At 73.3% G+C, this 14,079-nt stretch carries 12 protein-coding genes; 5 read left to right on the plus strand and 7 right to left on the minus strand.

The window, feature by feature from the left end:
* Positions 1-25 precede the first annotated feature (25 nt).
* The 5 genes from BGP79_RS09330 (at position 26) to BGP79_RS09350 (ending at position 4,627) form a co-directional block, all read left to right on the plus strand.
* Positions 26-925 (plus strand): alpha/beta fold hydrolase, encoded by a 900-nt coding sequence (locus BGP79_RS09330; protein WP_076694885.1) that lies wholly within the window; start codon positions 26-28, stop codon positions 923-925.
* Positions 926-1,097: 172 nt separating this feature from the next.
* A complete protein-coding gene (locus tag BGP79_RS09335; RefSeq protein ID WP_076694887.1) occupies positions 1,098-2,564 on the plus strand; it encodes a PLP-dependent aminotransferase family protein in 1,467 nt (488 codons plus the stop codon).
* A gap of 124 nt (positions 2,565-2,688) precedes the next feature.
* Complete coding sequence (locus tag BGP79_RS09340; protein WP_076694889.1) at positions 2,689-3,156, plus strand: NfeD family protein; 468 nt, start codon at positions 2,689-2,691, stop codon at positions 3,154-3,156.
* On the plus strand, positions 3,153-4,151 hold the full coding sequence (locus tag BGP79_RS09345; RefSeq protein ID WP_076694891.1) for an SPFH domain-containing protein: 999 nt from the start codon (positions 3,153-3,155) through the stop codon (positions 4,149-4,151). Before BGP79_RS09340 ends, BGP79_RS09345 begins: the two co-directional genes overlap by 4 nt.
* A 128-nt stretch (positions 4,152-4,279) precedes the next feature.
* Positions 4,280-4,627, plus strand: coding sequence for an RNA polymerase-binding protein RbpA (locus tag BGP79_RS09350; RefSeq protein ID WP_076694893.1), 348 nt, complete (start codon positions 4,280-4,282; stop codon positions 4,625-4,627).
* A gap of 93 nt (positions 4,628-4,720) precedes the next feature.
* Here BGP79_RS09350 and BGP79_RS09355 read toward each other — a convergent pair whose 3' ends face one another.
* The 7 genes from BGP79_RS09355 to BGP79_RS09385 all read right to left on the minus strand — a co-directional run bounded on the left by BGP79_RS09355 (position 4,721) and on the right by BGP79_RS09385 (position 14,041).
* Positions 4,721-5,464, minus strand: a complete 744-nt coding sequence (locus tag BGP79_RS09355) for a polyprenol monophosphomannose synthase (RefSeq protein WP_076694896.1) — start codon at positions 5,462-5,464, stop codon at positions 4,721-4,723.
* 561 nt (positions 5,465-6,025) lie between these two features.
* The gene (locus tag BGP79_RS09360) at positions 6,026-7,207 is read right to left on the minus strand and encodes a hypothetical protein (protein WP_076694898.1); all 1,182 of its coding nucleotides are present in this window, start codon (positions 7,205-7,207) and stop codon (positions 6,026-6,028) included.
* The gene (locus BGP79_RS09365) at positions 7,204-10,311 is read right to left on the minus strand and encodes an RNA helicase (RefSeq protein WP_076694900.1); all 3,108 of its coding nucleotides are present in this window, start codon (positions 10,309-10,311) and stop codon (positions 7,204-7,206) included. The genes BGP79_RS09360 and BGP79_RS09365 overlap by 4 nt, the downstream gene beginning before the upstream one ends.
* Positions 10,312-10,389: 78 nt before the next feature.
* A complete protein-coding gene (gene tatC / locus BGP79_RS09370) occupies positions 10,390-11,229 on the minus strand; it encodes a twin-arginine translocase subunit TatC (RefSeq protein ID WP_233121336.1) in 840 nt (279 codons plus the stop codon).
* 6 nt (positions 11,230-11,235) lie between these two features.
* Complete coding sequence (gene tatA / locus BGP79_RS09375) at positions 11,236-11,565, minus strand: Sec-independent protein translocase subunit TatA (protein WP_076694904.1); 330 nt, start codon at positions 11,563-11,565, stop codon at positions 11,236-11,238.
* A 27-nt stretch (positions 11,566-11,592) separates the two neighbouring features.
* Positions 11,593-11,847: a hypothetical protein gene (locus tag BGP79_RS09380; protein WP_076694906.1), complete on the minus strand. Its 255-nt coding sequence runs from the start codon at positions 11,845-11,847 to the stop codon at positions 11,593-11,595.
* A gap of 127 nt (positions 11,848-11,974) precedes the next feature.
* On the minus strand, positions 11,975-14,041 hold the full coding sequence (locus BGP79_RS09385) for a YafY family protein (RefSeq protein WP_076694908.1): 2,067 nt from the start codon (positions 14,039-14,041) through the stop codon (positions 11,975-11,977).
* Positions 14,042-14,079 lie beyond the last annotated feature (38 nt).

A 14,079-nucleotide genomic window follows, 5' to 3' on the forward strand; every position in this document is an offset into this window, starting at 1 on the left:
ACATCGAGAAAGGGACGAACCGACCGTGACCACCACGCCGCCGAGCGACTCCGCCCGAGGAGCCTCGACCCCGGACCCCGAGGTGGATGTCGCCGTGCCCTCGCCTCGCCGGCGGCAGGACGGCCTGCTGCTGATCGACGAGCCGGCGGATGCCTCAGCCATCGCGGGCCAGGTGCTGCTGCTGCCCGGGACCGCCGGCAGCGCCGACGAGCTCGACGCCCTCGCCCGGCGGCTCGCCCACCACCGCACGGTGCTCCGCCTCGACCTGCCCGGCACCGGGCGGTCGCGGGCGCGGGGCGCGACCGTGCCGCGACTCGACGTCGCCGGCACCGCCGCGGCGATCGCCGCGCTCCTGGAGGAGGTCGGAGCCGAGCCACGGGTCGTCGTCGGCCACAGCGCGGGCGGCGTCGTCGCCCTCCAGGTCGCCCGCCTGCTCCCCAGCGTGCGGGGCGCCGTCCTGATCGACGCGAACCTGCCGACCGACCCGCAGGAGTGCCGGCGCAAGCAGGAGCGGGCCGCCGCACTGGAGCGGCTGCCACCGGACGAGCTGCGCGCCGCCTTCGCCGCCTCGATGCGCGGGTCGTGGGGTGAGCGCGACGTCGACGGGCCGGCCTACCGGCAGGTGATGGCCGGTGTCGACGCGGCCGAGGACCGGGTGATCCGCGAGTTCTGGCTCTCGGTACTCGCCCTCGACTCGATCCGGCAGTGGCGCGAAATGGACGTGCCCACCGTGTACCTGCGCAGCGACCGGCCCGTCGACGCTCCCGCCCTCGCCCTGCTGACCGATCGTGTGCGGCACCTCGACCTCGCCGGCAAGGCGGCCGGGCACTGGGTCCACCTGGTGGAACCGGCACTGGTCGGCGACGTCGTCGACGCCGCCGTCACCGCCCTGCTCGAACCGACGCCGCCGGCACCGGCCGACTGAACTGGCACCGGCCGGCTGAACGCGCATCCGACGGCCGACGACGCCGCCGCGACCGCCACCGGTCCGCGTCGTCACCGCGACCGGTACAGGCCCGTATGATTGGCCTCGTTCGACCGGTCCAATCGCAGCGGACCCTCGAATCCACCGTTTCCGCCACCTCTGAGGATGCCCGATGTCCCTCGCCTACTCCGCGCAGCGCCTCGAGCGCGAGCTCGGCCCGTGGCGGTCGACGGGCGCGGCGGGCACGGCCTACCGGGCCCTCGCGGACCGGATCCGGCTCCTGCTCCTGGACGGCCGCCTCCCGTCGGGCACGCGCCTGCCCGCCGAACGCGAGCTGGCATCGACGCTGAGCGTCAGCCGCACCACCGTCGCCGGGGCGTACGCGGCCCTGCGCGCCGGCGGCTACCTCACCAGCATGCGCGGGTCCGGCAGCGTCCTGTCGCTGCAGGGGGCGACGCCGGAGCCGTCGCGCGGAGAGCCCGCGACCGCACCCACCGCCGACGACGACGGCCGGCCGTTCCGCTGGGACCTGACGCAGTCGGCTCCGCCCGCCTATGCCGGCCTCGCCGCCGCATACCGCCAGGCGCTGGAGGTGCTGCCCGGGTACATGCCCGAGGCGGGCCTGGACCTCGGCGGCCTACCGGAGCTGCGCGCGGCGGTCGCCCGGCACTTCGAGGAGCGCGGGGTGCCCACCGCACCGGATCAGGTGATGATCACCCTCGGCGCCCAGCACGGGCTGCGCCTGGTGGCCCAGCACATCCACCTGCCCGGCGGCCGGGTGCTGATCGAACAGCCGACGTACCCCCATGCCATCGACACCTTCCGATCGTTGCGCGCTCGTCTCATCGCCGCTCCCGTCGACGTCCACGGCACCGACGTGGAGGCCGTCGTCGGCCTGATGCGCGCGCACCGACCGCCCCTGGCGTACCTCATGCCCGACTTCCAGAACCCCACCGGCAGCTCCCTGAGCGACGAGGACCGGGCCCGGATCGCGATCGCCGCCCGCGGTGCCGGGACCGTCGTCATCGCCGACGAGACGACGGCCATGCTGGACCTGGACCGCGGGCCCCGCACGCCGCTGGCCGCCCACGGGGAGAACGTCGTCTCGATCGGGTCGCTGTCCAAGACGGCGTGGGGCGGCGTGCGCGTCGGCTGGATCCGCGGCCGCCGGGATCTGCTCGAGAGCATCCGGCTGCAGCGGCGCAGCATCGACCTGGGCACGCCCATCCTCGAACAGCTGACCGCGACGGTGCTGCTGCGGGACGAGCGCACCATGGTCGACGCGCGGCTCGCCCAGTTGCGGGCCCAGCGGGACGCCCTGCTCGCCGGCCTCGCCGCACGGTTCCCCGGCTGGACGCTGCCGCCGGCCCCCGGCGGCCTCTCCCTCTGGGTGGGCCTGGGCGACCTGTCCAGTTCGGCCCTCACCCTCGCCGCCCGCGCCGAGGGCATCACCCTGGTGCCGGGGCCGCGCTTCGGCCTGGACGGCGCCTTCGAGCGGTTCATCCGGGTACCCGCCGTCGTGCCGGTGCCCGAGATCGAACCGGCCCTCACGGCGCTGGCGGCGGCCGTGCGGCGGGTCGAGGAGGGCTCCCCCTCACGCCGCCGCGGCGCCGCCTCACCCGCGGCCCCGGTCGTCTGAACGCACGCTGGACGCGCGATGCGCTGAGGGCGGAACAGTGGCGGAGCGGCTGGTCAGCACGCACAATGGAGGTATCGACGATGCCGCCGGTTCGCCGATGACGCTTCACAGGTGAGGACGCCCGATGCTCGCATGGATCGCTCAGAACACATGGGTCGTGTGGCTGGCCCTGGTCCTCGTCCTGGCGCTGATCGAGATGATCACCCTCGACCTCTTCTTCATCATGCTCGCCGGTGGAGCCCTCGTCGCGATGGGCGTCTCGCTCGTCACCGACAACCTGGTCGTCCAGATCCTCACCTTCTGCATCGCCGCGCTGCTGCTCATCGTGGTCGTCCGGCCGGTCGCCCTGTCGCACCTGCGTCAGTCGAGTATCGGCCAGCGCACGAACGTCGACTCCCTGATCGGGGAGCCGGCGGTGGTGATCGAACCCGTCGGCGAGCACACCGGACTGGTCAAGATCGGCGGTGACACCTGGACGGCGCGCAGCTCCGACGGGACCGCCATCCCGGTCGGCAGCCCCGTGCGGGTCCACCGGATCAGCGGCGCCACGGCCATCGTGGCCCACCCCGAGAACAGGAGTTCCTCCCGATGAACGAGTCGATCGGCGGCGTCGTCGTCGCCGTCCTGCTGGTGGTCGTGCTGGTGTTCGTCATCACCGTCCTGGTGCGGTCCGTGCGGATCGTCCCGCAGGCCCGCGCGGGCGTGGTGGAGCGCCTCGGCAAGTACCAGCGCACCCTGCAGCCGGGCCTGAGCCTGCTGATCCCCTTCGTCGACCGGCTGCTGCCGATGATCGACCTGCGCGAGCAGGTGGTCTCCTTCCCGCCGCAGCCGGTGATCACCGAGGACAACCTCGTCGTCTCGATCGACACGGTCGTCTACTTCCAGGTCACCGACCCGCGGGCGGCCACGTACGAGATCGCCAACTACATCCAGGCGGTCGAGCAGCTGACCACGACGACGCTCCGCAACGTCGTCGGCGGCCTGAACCTGGAGGAGGCGCTGACCTCCCGCGACCAGATCAACGGTCAGCTGCGCGGCGTGCTCGACGAGGCGACCGGGCGCTGGGGCATTCGCGTCTCCCGCGTCGAGTTGAAGGCCATCGAGCCGCCCCTGTCGATCCAGGACTCCATGGAGAAGCAGATGCGTGCCGAGCGTGACCGCCGCGCCGCGATCCTCACCGCCGAGGGCACCAAGCAGTCGCAGATCCTCACCGCCGAGGGCCAGCGACAGGCCGCCATCCTCCAGGCCGAGGGCGAGGCGAAGGCCGCGATCCTGCGGGCCGACGGCGAGTCCCAGGCCATCCAGAAGGTGTTCGACGCGATCCACAAGGGTGACGCCGATCCCAAGCTGCTCGCCTACCAGTACCTGCAGACCCTGCCCAAGCTCGCGGAGGGATCCTCCAACAAGCTGTGGATCATCCCCTCGGAGGTCAGCGAGGCCCTCAAGGGCATCGGCGGCGCGATGGGCGGCGACGGGTCCTCCCTGTTCGGGGCGACCCGTGCCAACGGCTCGGGCAACGGCACGTCCAGCCACGCGACGTCGTCCGGTGCGGGCTCTTCGGCCCCGACGACGCCGCCGCAGGCCTGAGTTCGGTATACTGGACGGCTGGCCCCGGGAACAGAAGGGCGCACGCACGCGTTGACCACCGTGGAGTGCGCCGGCACCGCCCACGGCGGGAGCACACGGGGCACCCGCGATGATTCGGAGGATGGAACATGAGTGACCGCAGCCTGCGCGGCATGCGTCTGGGTTCACAGAGCATGGAGACCGAGGCCGGCGTCGAGCCGGCGCCGCGGCAGCGTGTCGAGTACCGGTGCCAGGACGGCGAGCGGGTGTTCGTGACCTTCGCCGCCGAGGCCGAGATCCCTCCCACCTGGATCTCCAAGACCGGCAAGGAAGCGCTGCTCGTCGACGGCGAGAAGCCGGTGCCGGGGAACGAGAAGCCCATCCGCACCCACTGGGACATGCTGCTGGAGCGCCGCAGCGTCGAGGAGCTCGAGCAGATCCTCACCGACCGGCTCAGTCTCCTGCGCGAGCGGCGCGGCGAGAAGACCTCCGCCTGAGCCACCGCACCGGAGACACCGAGAGGGCCGGGACCGACATCGTCGGTCCCGGCCCTCTCGTCCGTTCGGATCGCATCCCCGGACGGATGGTCCTCAGCGCTTGACGGACGCCGCGATGTTCTTGAGCACCCTCGCCCGGGCGGTCAGGCCCCAGACGGTGACCCGCTGCATCGCCTCGGCCACGATGGCGCCGCTCATCTTCGAGTCCCCGGCCACCCGCTCGACGAAGGTGATCGGCACCTCGACGACCCGCAGCCCGGCCAGGTGCGTGCGCCACAGCAGGTCGACCTGGAAGACGTAGCCCGCCGACTGCACGGACGCGTAGTCGATCCGGCGCAGAGTCGAGGCGCGGAACGCCTTGAAACCCGCGGTCGCGTCCCGGTAGGGCAGGCCGAGCATGGTGCGCACGTAGAAGCTCCCGCCCCGGGAGATCACCTTGCGCTGCAGCGGCCAGTTGACGACCGAGCCGCCGGGCACCCAGCGCGACCCCACGGCGAGGTCGGCGCCGTCCTCGACCGCCGCGAGCAGACGGGGCAGGTCCTCGGGCCGGTGCGAGCCGTCGGCGTCCATCTCGACGAGGACCTCGTAGTCCCGCTCCAGACCCCACGCAAAGCCCGCCCGGTAGGCGGCGCCGAGGCCCTCCTTGCCCTTGCGGTGCAGCACGTGCACCCGGGAGTCCTCGGCGGCATACCCGTCGGCCATCACCCCGGTGCCGTCGGGGCTGTTGTCGTCGACGATGAGGACATCCGCGTCGGGGACCGTGGCCCGCAGCCGGGAGAGCGTCGTCGGCAGCGACAGCTTCTCGTCGTAGGTCGGGATGATCGTCAGTACGCGCACGGGCAGTCCTGCCTGCCCCGGTCAGCGGTCTCGGGGCGTGTCGAGGAAGAGGTCGGATCCGCCGTGAATCGGGCGGGACCACTCAGGATATACGACATCGCGTGGCCCTCGCGGCGGTGGTCCGCCCGGGACCGGCGGCAGCGGGAACGGCGGCGGGCAGGCCCCGACGCCTTCGGGCCAGGCCCCCGTCGAAGTCGGCTCTCGAGGGACCTGTTTTCTGCTGACGCCGGGACCTGCCCGTTGGTGCCGGTACGCGGAGAACGGCGCGGATGCACGCCCGCCTGCCGGCTGTGGCCGCCGCTGTACGACAGCCCTGTGCACCGATATTACGGGTTGGCATCGACGTGTCAATCGGCCCGTGACATGCGGCGAAGCCCGACGTCACTGGTCAGCCCCGGTGTGCCGCGGGAGGAGGGGAATCCCACGGATCGCCGGCCGCGGCCAAGTCGCGGCGTGTCGTGCCGGTGTGTCGCACACGGGATTCCGCGGCTCCTCCGACGGTGTCGGACCGGGCTCCGACGGTGCTGGAACCGACCCGCCGACGGCTCCCGAGCGGCCCGCTCAGCTACCCTGCGGGACCGTCTGAAGCGTGCCGTCGTCGTGGACGACGAGCCCCTCACGGAGCGTGCGCAGGCACCGGGGATCGCTGCCGGTGTCCAGGGCCGGCAGCAGCGGCGTCCGGGCCCGGGGATCGGTGCTCCACGCCGCGACCGTGCTGTCCGGGGTCTGCACCATCAACTCGGTGGCCTCCCAGACGGCGCAGCTGGCCGGAGCACCCGGGACGAGCTGGCCGAGCAGCGGGTGGGCGGCGTGCGCGGCGCGCCAGCCACCGCGGCTGAGCGCGAGGAAGGCCGCCCGGGACGAGAGCCGCTGGGCGGGATCGGGGTGCTGCACGCACGCGCGCACGAGCGCCCACGGCGACACCGGGTCACCACCGGCACCGTCCCAGGCGGCGCTGCCGAGCACCAGCGGGACGCCGTCGGCGGCGAGACCGGCCAGCGGGGTCCGCAGCGGCGTGCCGGCGGACGGGGTCACCAGCACGGTCACCCCGTGCCGCGCGAGGACGGATCGGTCCTCGGCGTCCAGGTCGACGGAGACCGCCAGGTGCACCCCGGCCGTGCGCAGCGGCGCGCCCTCGGCGGCCGCGGCCGGCAGGGCGGCGCGGACCGCGTCCAGCTCGGCGGCCGCGCCGACGGCCCATCCGGTGGACAGACCGGCGCGCGTGGCGGCGATGAGGTGGGCGGTCAGGGCCGCGGCGTCGTCGCGGTCGTCCGGTGCGGCTTCCACGCCCGCCAGGTGCGGCCCGACGGCGTCGTGCAGCTCCTCCGCGTCCCGCGGCTCACGCAGGGTTCCCGCGGCCCACACGCGGGCCTCGGGCAGCCCGGAGGCCGGGTTCTCCGCCTCGGCGGCCAGCGCGCGCACGGGCGCGACGGCGTCGAACCCGGTACCGGCGGCCGCGCGCAGGGTGATCGCGACACAGCCCGCGGCCGTCGCGGCGGCGCCGAGCGCGGACGCGTCGACGGCGTCGCCGGGGTCGCCGGGAACGGCGAAGGCCGAGTCGTAGAGGCCCGGAGTGACCAGGGCGCCGGCGAGGTCGACGACCGTGACGTCGCCGCCGGCCATCCCGTCGGCGGCCTCCTCGGAACCGAGCCACGCGACGGTCGCACCGTCGACCAGCAGGGCGGTCGCGAACGGGTCGTGGGTGGAGTAGATCGCGCCGTTGCGGTACAGGGTGCGGCTCATGCGGCCACCGCCGAGTAGGCGACCACGCCGCGCCGGACGAGGTCGATCGAGGAGCGCAGCCGGCTGCGCAGGCGCGTCGGGATCTCGGGTACTCCGGCCAGCTGGTCCAGGAGGTCGATCACCTGCTTGGACCAGCGCACGAAGTCGCCGGCCGCCAGGTCGGTGCCCCGCAGCGCCTCCTGGAGCGTGCGTCCGCGCGCCCAGGCGATCATCGGCCGGGCCAGGCCGAGCTCCGGTTCACTCGTCTCGGGCAGGCCGGCCGCCTCCTCCACGTCGGTCAGTTCGGACCAGCGGCGGACGACGCCGCGCACGGCGTCCTCCAGGGCGGGTGTCGGCATGGTGGGGCGCACTCCTCGTTCCTCGCGCTTGGCCTGGTACACGAGCACGCTGGCCAGGGCGGCGAGCTCCTCCGGATCGAGGGCGTCGAAGACCCCGTCGCCCAGGCACAGGGCGATCAGCAGATCCTTCTCCCCGTAGATGCGGCGCAGGCGGCTGCCGTCCGGGGTGATCCGCAGGGGCCCGGGGGTCCGGTCCCCGTCGGGCGCGGGGTCGGTGCCGTCGAGCAGCAGCTCCCCGATGTGCCGGCTCGCCTCCGGGTCCTCGGTCTCGGGCACGGGAGCGTCCGTCAGGTAGCCGTACCCGGCGAGGACGTCGCACACGGTGTCGAAGGTGCGGGCGATGGTGTTGGTTCGGCCCTTGATCTGCCGTTTGAGCCCCTCGGTCTCCCGGTCGAGCCGGTGCCAGCGCTCGGCCCACCGGGCGTGCTGCTCGCGGTCGCTGCACCCGTGGCACGGGTGTGAGCGCACCTGACGGCGCAGGTCGGCGATGCGGGCTTCCTGCGCGTCGTCGGCGGCGGCAGTGGCGTGCCGGCCCCCACGCTCGGGGCGCTGGTCGTGCAGCGCGTTGCGCAGCGAGGAGGCGAGATCCCGACGCTCGCGGGGGTTCCGTGCGTCGAAGTGCTGGGGGATCCGCACGGAGCCGACGGTGCGCACCTCGCCGTGCAGGTCCTGCGCCGTGATGCGGCGGACCTGGTGGCCCAGCGTCAGGACGGTGGTGCGCGGCTCGTACCCGTTGGTCTCGGGCCGGATCACGACGACGAAGCCGGCGCTGCGCCCCGTGGGCACCTCGATGACGTCGCCGGGCCGCAACCGGTCCAGGGACGCCATCGCCGCATCCCGGGTGCGGCGGGTGCGGGTGGAGGCCGCCCGCTGCTCCGCGTCGGAGAGCTCCCGCCGCAGCCGCGCGTACGCGGAGAAGTCGCCGAGGTGGCACCGCATCGACTCGGCGTACCCGGCGAGGGACTCCTCGCGGCTGCGGATCTGCCGGGCGATGCCCACCACGGAGCGGTCCGCCTGGAACTGCGCGAACGAGGACTCGAGGATCTCCCGCGCCGTGTCCCGCCCGAACTGGGCGATCAGGTTGATGCTCATGTTGTAGGTGGGCCGGAAGCTCGAGTTCAGCGGGTAGGTGCGGCGCGAGGCGAGACCGGCGACGGCGGACGGGTCCGTGCCCGGCTGCCACAGCACCACCGCGTGGCCCTCGATGTCGATGCCGCGGCGGCCGGCCCGCCCGGTCAGCTGGGTGTACTCCCCCGCGGTGACGGGCACGTGGGCCTCGCCGTTGAACTTCTCGAGCTTCTCCAGCACCACGGAGCGGGCCGGCATGTTGACGCCGAGGGCCAGGGTCTCGGTGGCGAAGACGACCTTGACGATGCCGGCGCCGAACAGGCGCTCGACGACCTCCTTGAACGGCGGCAGCATGCCGGCGTGGTGGGCGGCGATGCCCCGCATCAGCCCGTCGCGCCAGGTCCAGAAGCCGAGCACCTCGAGGTCCTCGGGTGAGAGCTCCCGGACCGCCTCGTCCAGCTCCTCGCGGATCTGACGCTGTTCGGCGCGGGTGGTCAGCCACAGGTCCGCGTCCACGCACTGGCGGACGGCGGCGTCGCACCCGGCACGGGAGAAGATGAAGACGATCGCCGGCAGCAGCGCCTCACGGTCCAGCTGCCGGATCATGGCCGGCCGGGAGGCGCGGCGCACGGACTCCCGCACGGGCGGCCGGTCGGGGCGGCGGCCGCGCCCGCGGTGCGCCTGCCGGGGCACCCGGCTCTCCGTCCGGGCCAGCCGGTTCAGCTCGGGGTTGACGGTGATCCCGCTGTCCTGCTGCTCGGTGCGGGTGGCCGCGGCCCGGGCGCGCTGCTCCTGCTGCCGCAGGGCCTCGGTGCGACGCCGGTCCTTCGCCTTCGACGAGGGGCGTCCGCCGCTGGAACGGTGGCGGCCGTCCTTGATGTCGCGGCCCCGCGCGTCGTCCCGGTCGGCACGGTCGGCCCCGCTGCCCCGGGACCCGTTCTCGCCGCCGTTCTCCCCTGCGCTCTCGCCCGTGCTCTCGCCTGCGGGTGCAGCGATCGCCGCCGCGTCGAAGCTGGTGGGGGTGGCGAACAGGTCGACGATCCGGTCCCCGACCATGACGTGCTGCCACAGGGGCACCGGCCGGTGCTCGGAGACGATCACGTCGGTCTCGCCGCGCACGGTGTCCAGCCAGGCGCCGAACTCCTCGGCGTTCGAGACGGTGGCGCTGAGGGACACCACGCGCACGCTGTCGGGCAGGTGGATGATGACCTCCTCCCACACGGCACCGCGGAACCGGTCGGCGAGGTAGTGGACCTCGTCCATCACGACGTACCCGAGGCCGTCGAGCGTCGAGGAGGACGCGTAGAGCATGTTGCGCAGCACCTCGGTGGTCATCACCACCACGTCCGCCTCGGGATTGATGCTGGTGTCGCCGGTCAGCAGCCCGACCCGATCGGGGCCGTGGACGGCGACGAGCTCGGCATACTTCTGGTTGCTCAGCGCCTTGATCGGCGTCGTGTAGAAGGCTTTGAGGCCGTCCTCGAGCGCCAGGTGGATGGCGAACTCGCCGACGACCGTCTTGCCGGCGCCGGTCGGCGCGGCGACGAGGACGCCGTGGCCGGCTTCCAGACAGCGGCAGGCCTGGCGCTGGAACTCGTCGAGGTCGAAGGACTGGGTCCGCTCGAAGGCGGCGAGCCGGGTCTTGGCGTACTGGTTCCGTTCCCGGGCAGCCGCGTACCGTTCGGACGGCGTGGACATGTCCTCAGCCTACAAGCGTCGCGGCGCCGTCCCGGCACGGCTGGTAAGAGCCCCGCTGTGAGGACGAGGAGCCTGCGCTCAGAGTTCGCCGAGGCGCTCGCGCGGGGTCGCGGTGTCGGCGCCGAGGTCGATGACGTCCGAGGTCCGGGCATCCCGCCGGTCGCGGCGGCGGTCCAGGATCATGCAGAGCGCGATGGCGAGGAAGTAGAGCAGCACGAGCGGCAGCGCCAGGTAGAACATGGACAGGGCGTCCGCACCCGGAGCGGCCATGGCCGCGAGCACGAAGATGCCGAACACGGTGATGCGCCAGGCCTTGAGGATCTGCTTGCCGCGCAGGATGCGCATCATGTTCAGGCCCACCAGCAGCACCGGCAGCACGAAGGCGACGCCGAACACCAGGATCATCCGCATCACGAAGACGAGATAGTCCTGCGCGCGGATGATGTTGCTGGTGGATCCGGGCGGGGTGAACTGCGTCAGGATGGTGACGACGCCGGGCAGCGCCGTCCACGCCATGAAGGCGCCGAGCGCGAACAGGGGCACGGCCGCGGAGAGGAAGCCGATCGCGTACCGGCGCTCGGCCCGCGTCAGGCCGGGTGTGACGAACGCCCAGATCTCGAAGAGCCACACCGGGCACGTGAGGAGGATGCCGATGAAGACGGCGCCCTGGACCTGCATGTCCAGCGACGAGGCGACACCCTCGAAGTTGATCAGGGCGGTGCGGCCGTCGTGCGCGGAGATGTTCTGGATGGGCCGCTGCAGCAGCTCGAACGCCGGCTGGTACAGGAACCAGCCGGCGACGGCGCCGAGCAGCACGGCGACGAGCGAGACGATCAGCCGGTTGCGCGCCTCCCGCAGGTGGTCGCGCAGGGCCATCCGGCCCTCCGGGTTGGACCGGCGGCGGGTCCTCGGTGTCACCGCGGGTCAGTGGGTGGCGCTGCCGCCGGTGCCGCTGGCCGGGCCCTGCGGGTCACGGACCGGGTCGTGCTGCGTGGGAACGGTGCCGGTGGGCGCGGCGTTGGTGGCCGGCGGGGTGAGCTGCTGGCCGGCCTCGGCGGGAGGACGCGGAGCGGACGTCGGAGCGGAAGTTCCGTGAGGAGCGTCGTCGTCCTTCATCTGCTTGACCTCGGACTTGAAGATCCGCATCGACTGACCGAGGCTGCGGGCCATGCCGGGCAGCTTCGGTGCGCCGAAGAGCAGGAGTGCAGCCACCACCAGGATGACGATGAGCCACGGGTTCTCGAAGATGCGCACGGGTAGGTCCTTTCCTCGGTCTCCATGCTATGCCAGATCGCGGGTGGCGGGCGGGGCGACGCCCGGCCCGTCGGTCGCCGCGACCGACGATGCTGCGTCGGGCGATCGGGAGGTCGGCCCGGTGTCGGACGACCCGGCGACGGACAGGGCCGTCGCCGCACGGTCGACCTCGCGCACCAGCGCCAGGCCGGTGCGGATCACCCGCCAGCACGCCAGGGCCAGGGCCGCGGCGGACGCCAGGAGCAGGGCTCCCCACAGCAGGATCCAGAACCACCACGGCACGGTCGCCAGTGTAGGCGGCGGCGTCCGGCGGGCCCCAATCGCCCTTCGTTCACGGTGCCGGATCCCGATGGCCGGTTCCGGTCCCCCGGGTGAACGCCCGGCGAACGGGCCACGGGGCGCGGGTGGGTCAGGAGGGCTGCGCCGCCGTGGCGACGGCCAGGGCGTCGTCGATCCAGGTGGAACAGGCGCCCGCGACGTCGTCGGGGGCCAGCACGCGCACGTCCCCGCCGGCCCGGGTGCACAGCCCCGGCAGCCACGCCGTGGTGCCGACCCGCAGACGGGCCAGCAACCAGCCGTCCCAGCTGCCCGGCTCGGTCCCGCCGGTCCCGCTTTCGCCGGCCCCCGGCCCGCCGCCGGCCTCCACGACCGCCTCGGCGTCGAAGTGGTCCGCCACCCAGCGTCCCCGCGGGGAGAGCAGCACGGTGACCTCGACGTCGTCGTCGGACCGGGTGAACAGCTCGACCTCGGCGTCCGGGCGGTCGTGCTCGGCGATGCGCTGCCGGTCGACCAGGGCGTCGCCGTCCGGGACGACGGCGCGGATCCGGTCGAGCCGGAAGTTCCGCACGCCGCCGCTGCGGTAGCACCACCCCTGCAGATACCAGATGTCGTTGGCGGAGAACAGGCGCCACGGGTCGACGCTGCGCCGGGTCACCTCGTCCCGGTGCGGCACGAGGTAGTCCAGGACCACCCGGCGTCCGTCCCGGACGTCGCGCTGCAGGGTCGGCAGCATGCCGTTGCCGTCACCGGCGACGTCCGCGTGCAGGGAGGCGGTCAGGTCGATCGCGTCGGAGGCCGCGGAGGAGATCTTCGCCAGGGCCGACTCGACCGCGGGACGCTGCCCGATGCCGGGGACGGCGCCCAGGGCCTGCAGGCCGACGATCAGGGCGCCCGCCTCGTCCACGCTCAGCCGGACGGGTTCGCTCAGCTCGTCGGCGTTGCCGATGTAGATGGCCCCCTCCTCCCAGCTGGCGTCGATCAGCTGGTCCGGCCCGTAGCCGGGCAGTCCGCAGACGAAGAGGAGTTCGAGGTCCTTGACCAGCTGGTCGGGGGTGATGTCGAACAGGCGCGCGGTGGTGGGCAGGTCGGCGCCCGGGTGCTCCATCAGGTACGGGACGAGGTCGAGCAGCCGGGTCAGGTCGTCGCGGGAGGTCCGCTGTGTGCGCGGCACGGAGGGCGCGTCGCGGTCCAGCCGTGGCACGGCCGTCCGGTCGGCGAGCTCGCGGGCCGCACGCAACCGCCGCAGGACCGCCTCGCGCAGGGTCGGCGGGTCGAGCACCCGCACGTGCGGGCCGTGCCCGGCGAGCTCCTCCGCGAGGATCTCGGTGTCCGAGTACGGCACGGTGAACCGCTCCCAGTCCGGATCCCCCGGCGCGGGTTCGGCAGCGTCTGTCTCGGGCCCTGCCCCGGCGGGCGGGCGCAGTGACAGGGCGGTGCCCGGCCGGGCGGCGATGGTGGCCGTCTCGCTCGGTGCCCGCTGCACGAGGGTGGCCAGCGCGTCGGCGACGGTGAAGCCGGCGGGGATGGCATAGCTGCCCGGCCGGGTCACCACCGGGGTCGTCATCCGGGAGAGCCGGAAGGTGCGCTCGGCGTCCCGGTCCTCGTCGTGGCCGACGACGTACCAGTGGCCGAACCGGTTGCCGATGCCCCAGGGCTGGAGCCGGCGGGTGCGGGGGGCGTCCGCCTCGGGTCGCTGGTAGCCGAAGCTGACCGGCCGGCGGCGCACGATGGCGTCCAGGAGCGGCCCGAAGGCGGGTTCGGTGGCCCGGATGCGCGGCTCGACGCCGAGCAGCACGTCCCGGTCGGGGTCGACGCCGCGGGCGGAGAGCTTGCGCACCGCGCGGCCGGCGGCCGAGGAGAGGGAGGCCTGCTGCCACATGCGGGAGGCCAGGTTGAGCACCGCGGACTCGTCGGTGCTGAACCGGACCGCCGGCAGCCGGTACCGGTGGGGGTCGATGCGGTAGCGCACGGTGTGCAGGTCCGCGTCGAAGTAGGAGTCGTCGCTGAACGACTCGAGCGGAAGCCCGAGGTCTCGCAGGTCGGCCTTGTCCCGCTCGAACATCCGCTCGAACGCCTCGTCCCCGGCGGTCGCGTACGGCGGGATGACCCGGCGCAGCTCTTCCTTCGAGTACCCCTGCCTGCGTTCCAGCAGGGCGATCAGGAGGTTGAGCAGTCGCTCGGTCCGCTTGGGTGCCACAGTCGACTACGCTAACAGCGCCGCGGGTCCGGCCGGAG

Source organism: Tersicoccus sp. Bi-70 (assembly GCF_001968825.1).
GTDB lineage: Bacteria > Actinomycetota > Actinomycetes > Actinomycetales > Micrococcaceae > Tersicoccus.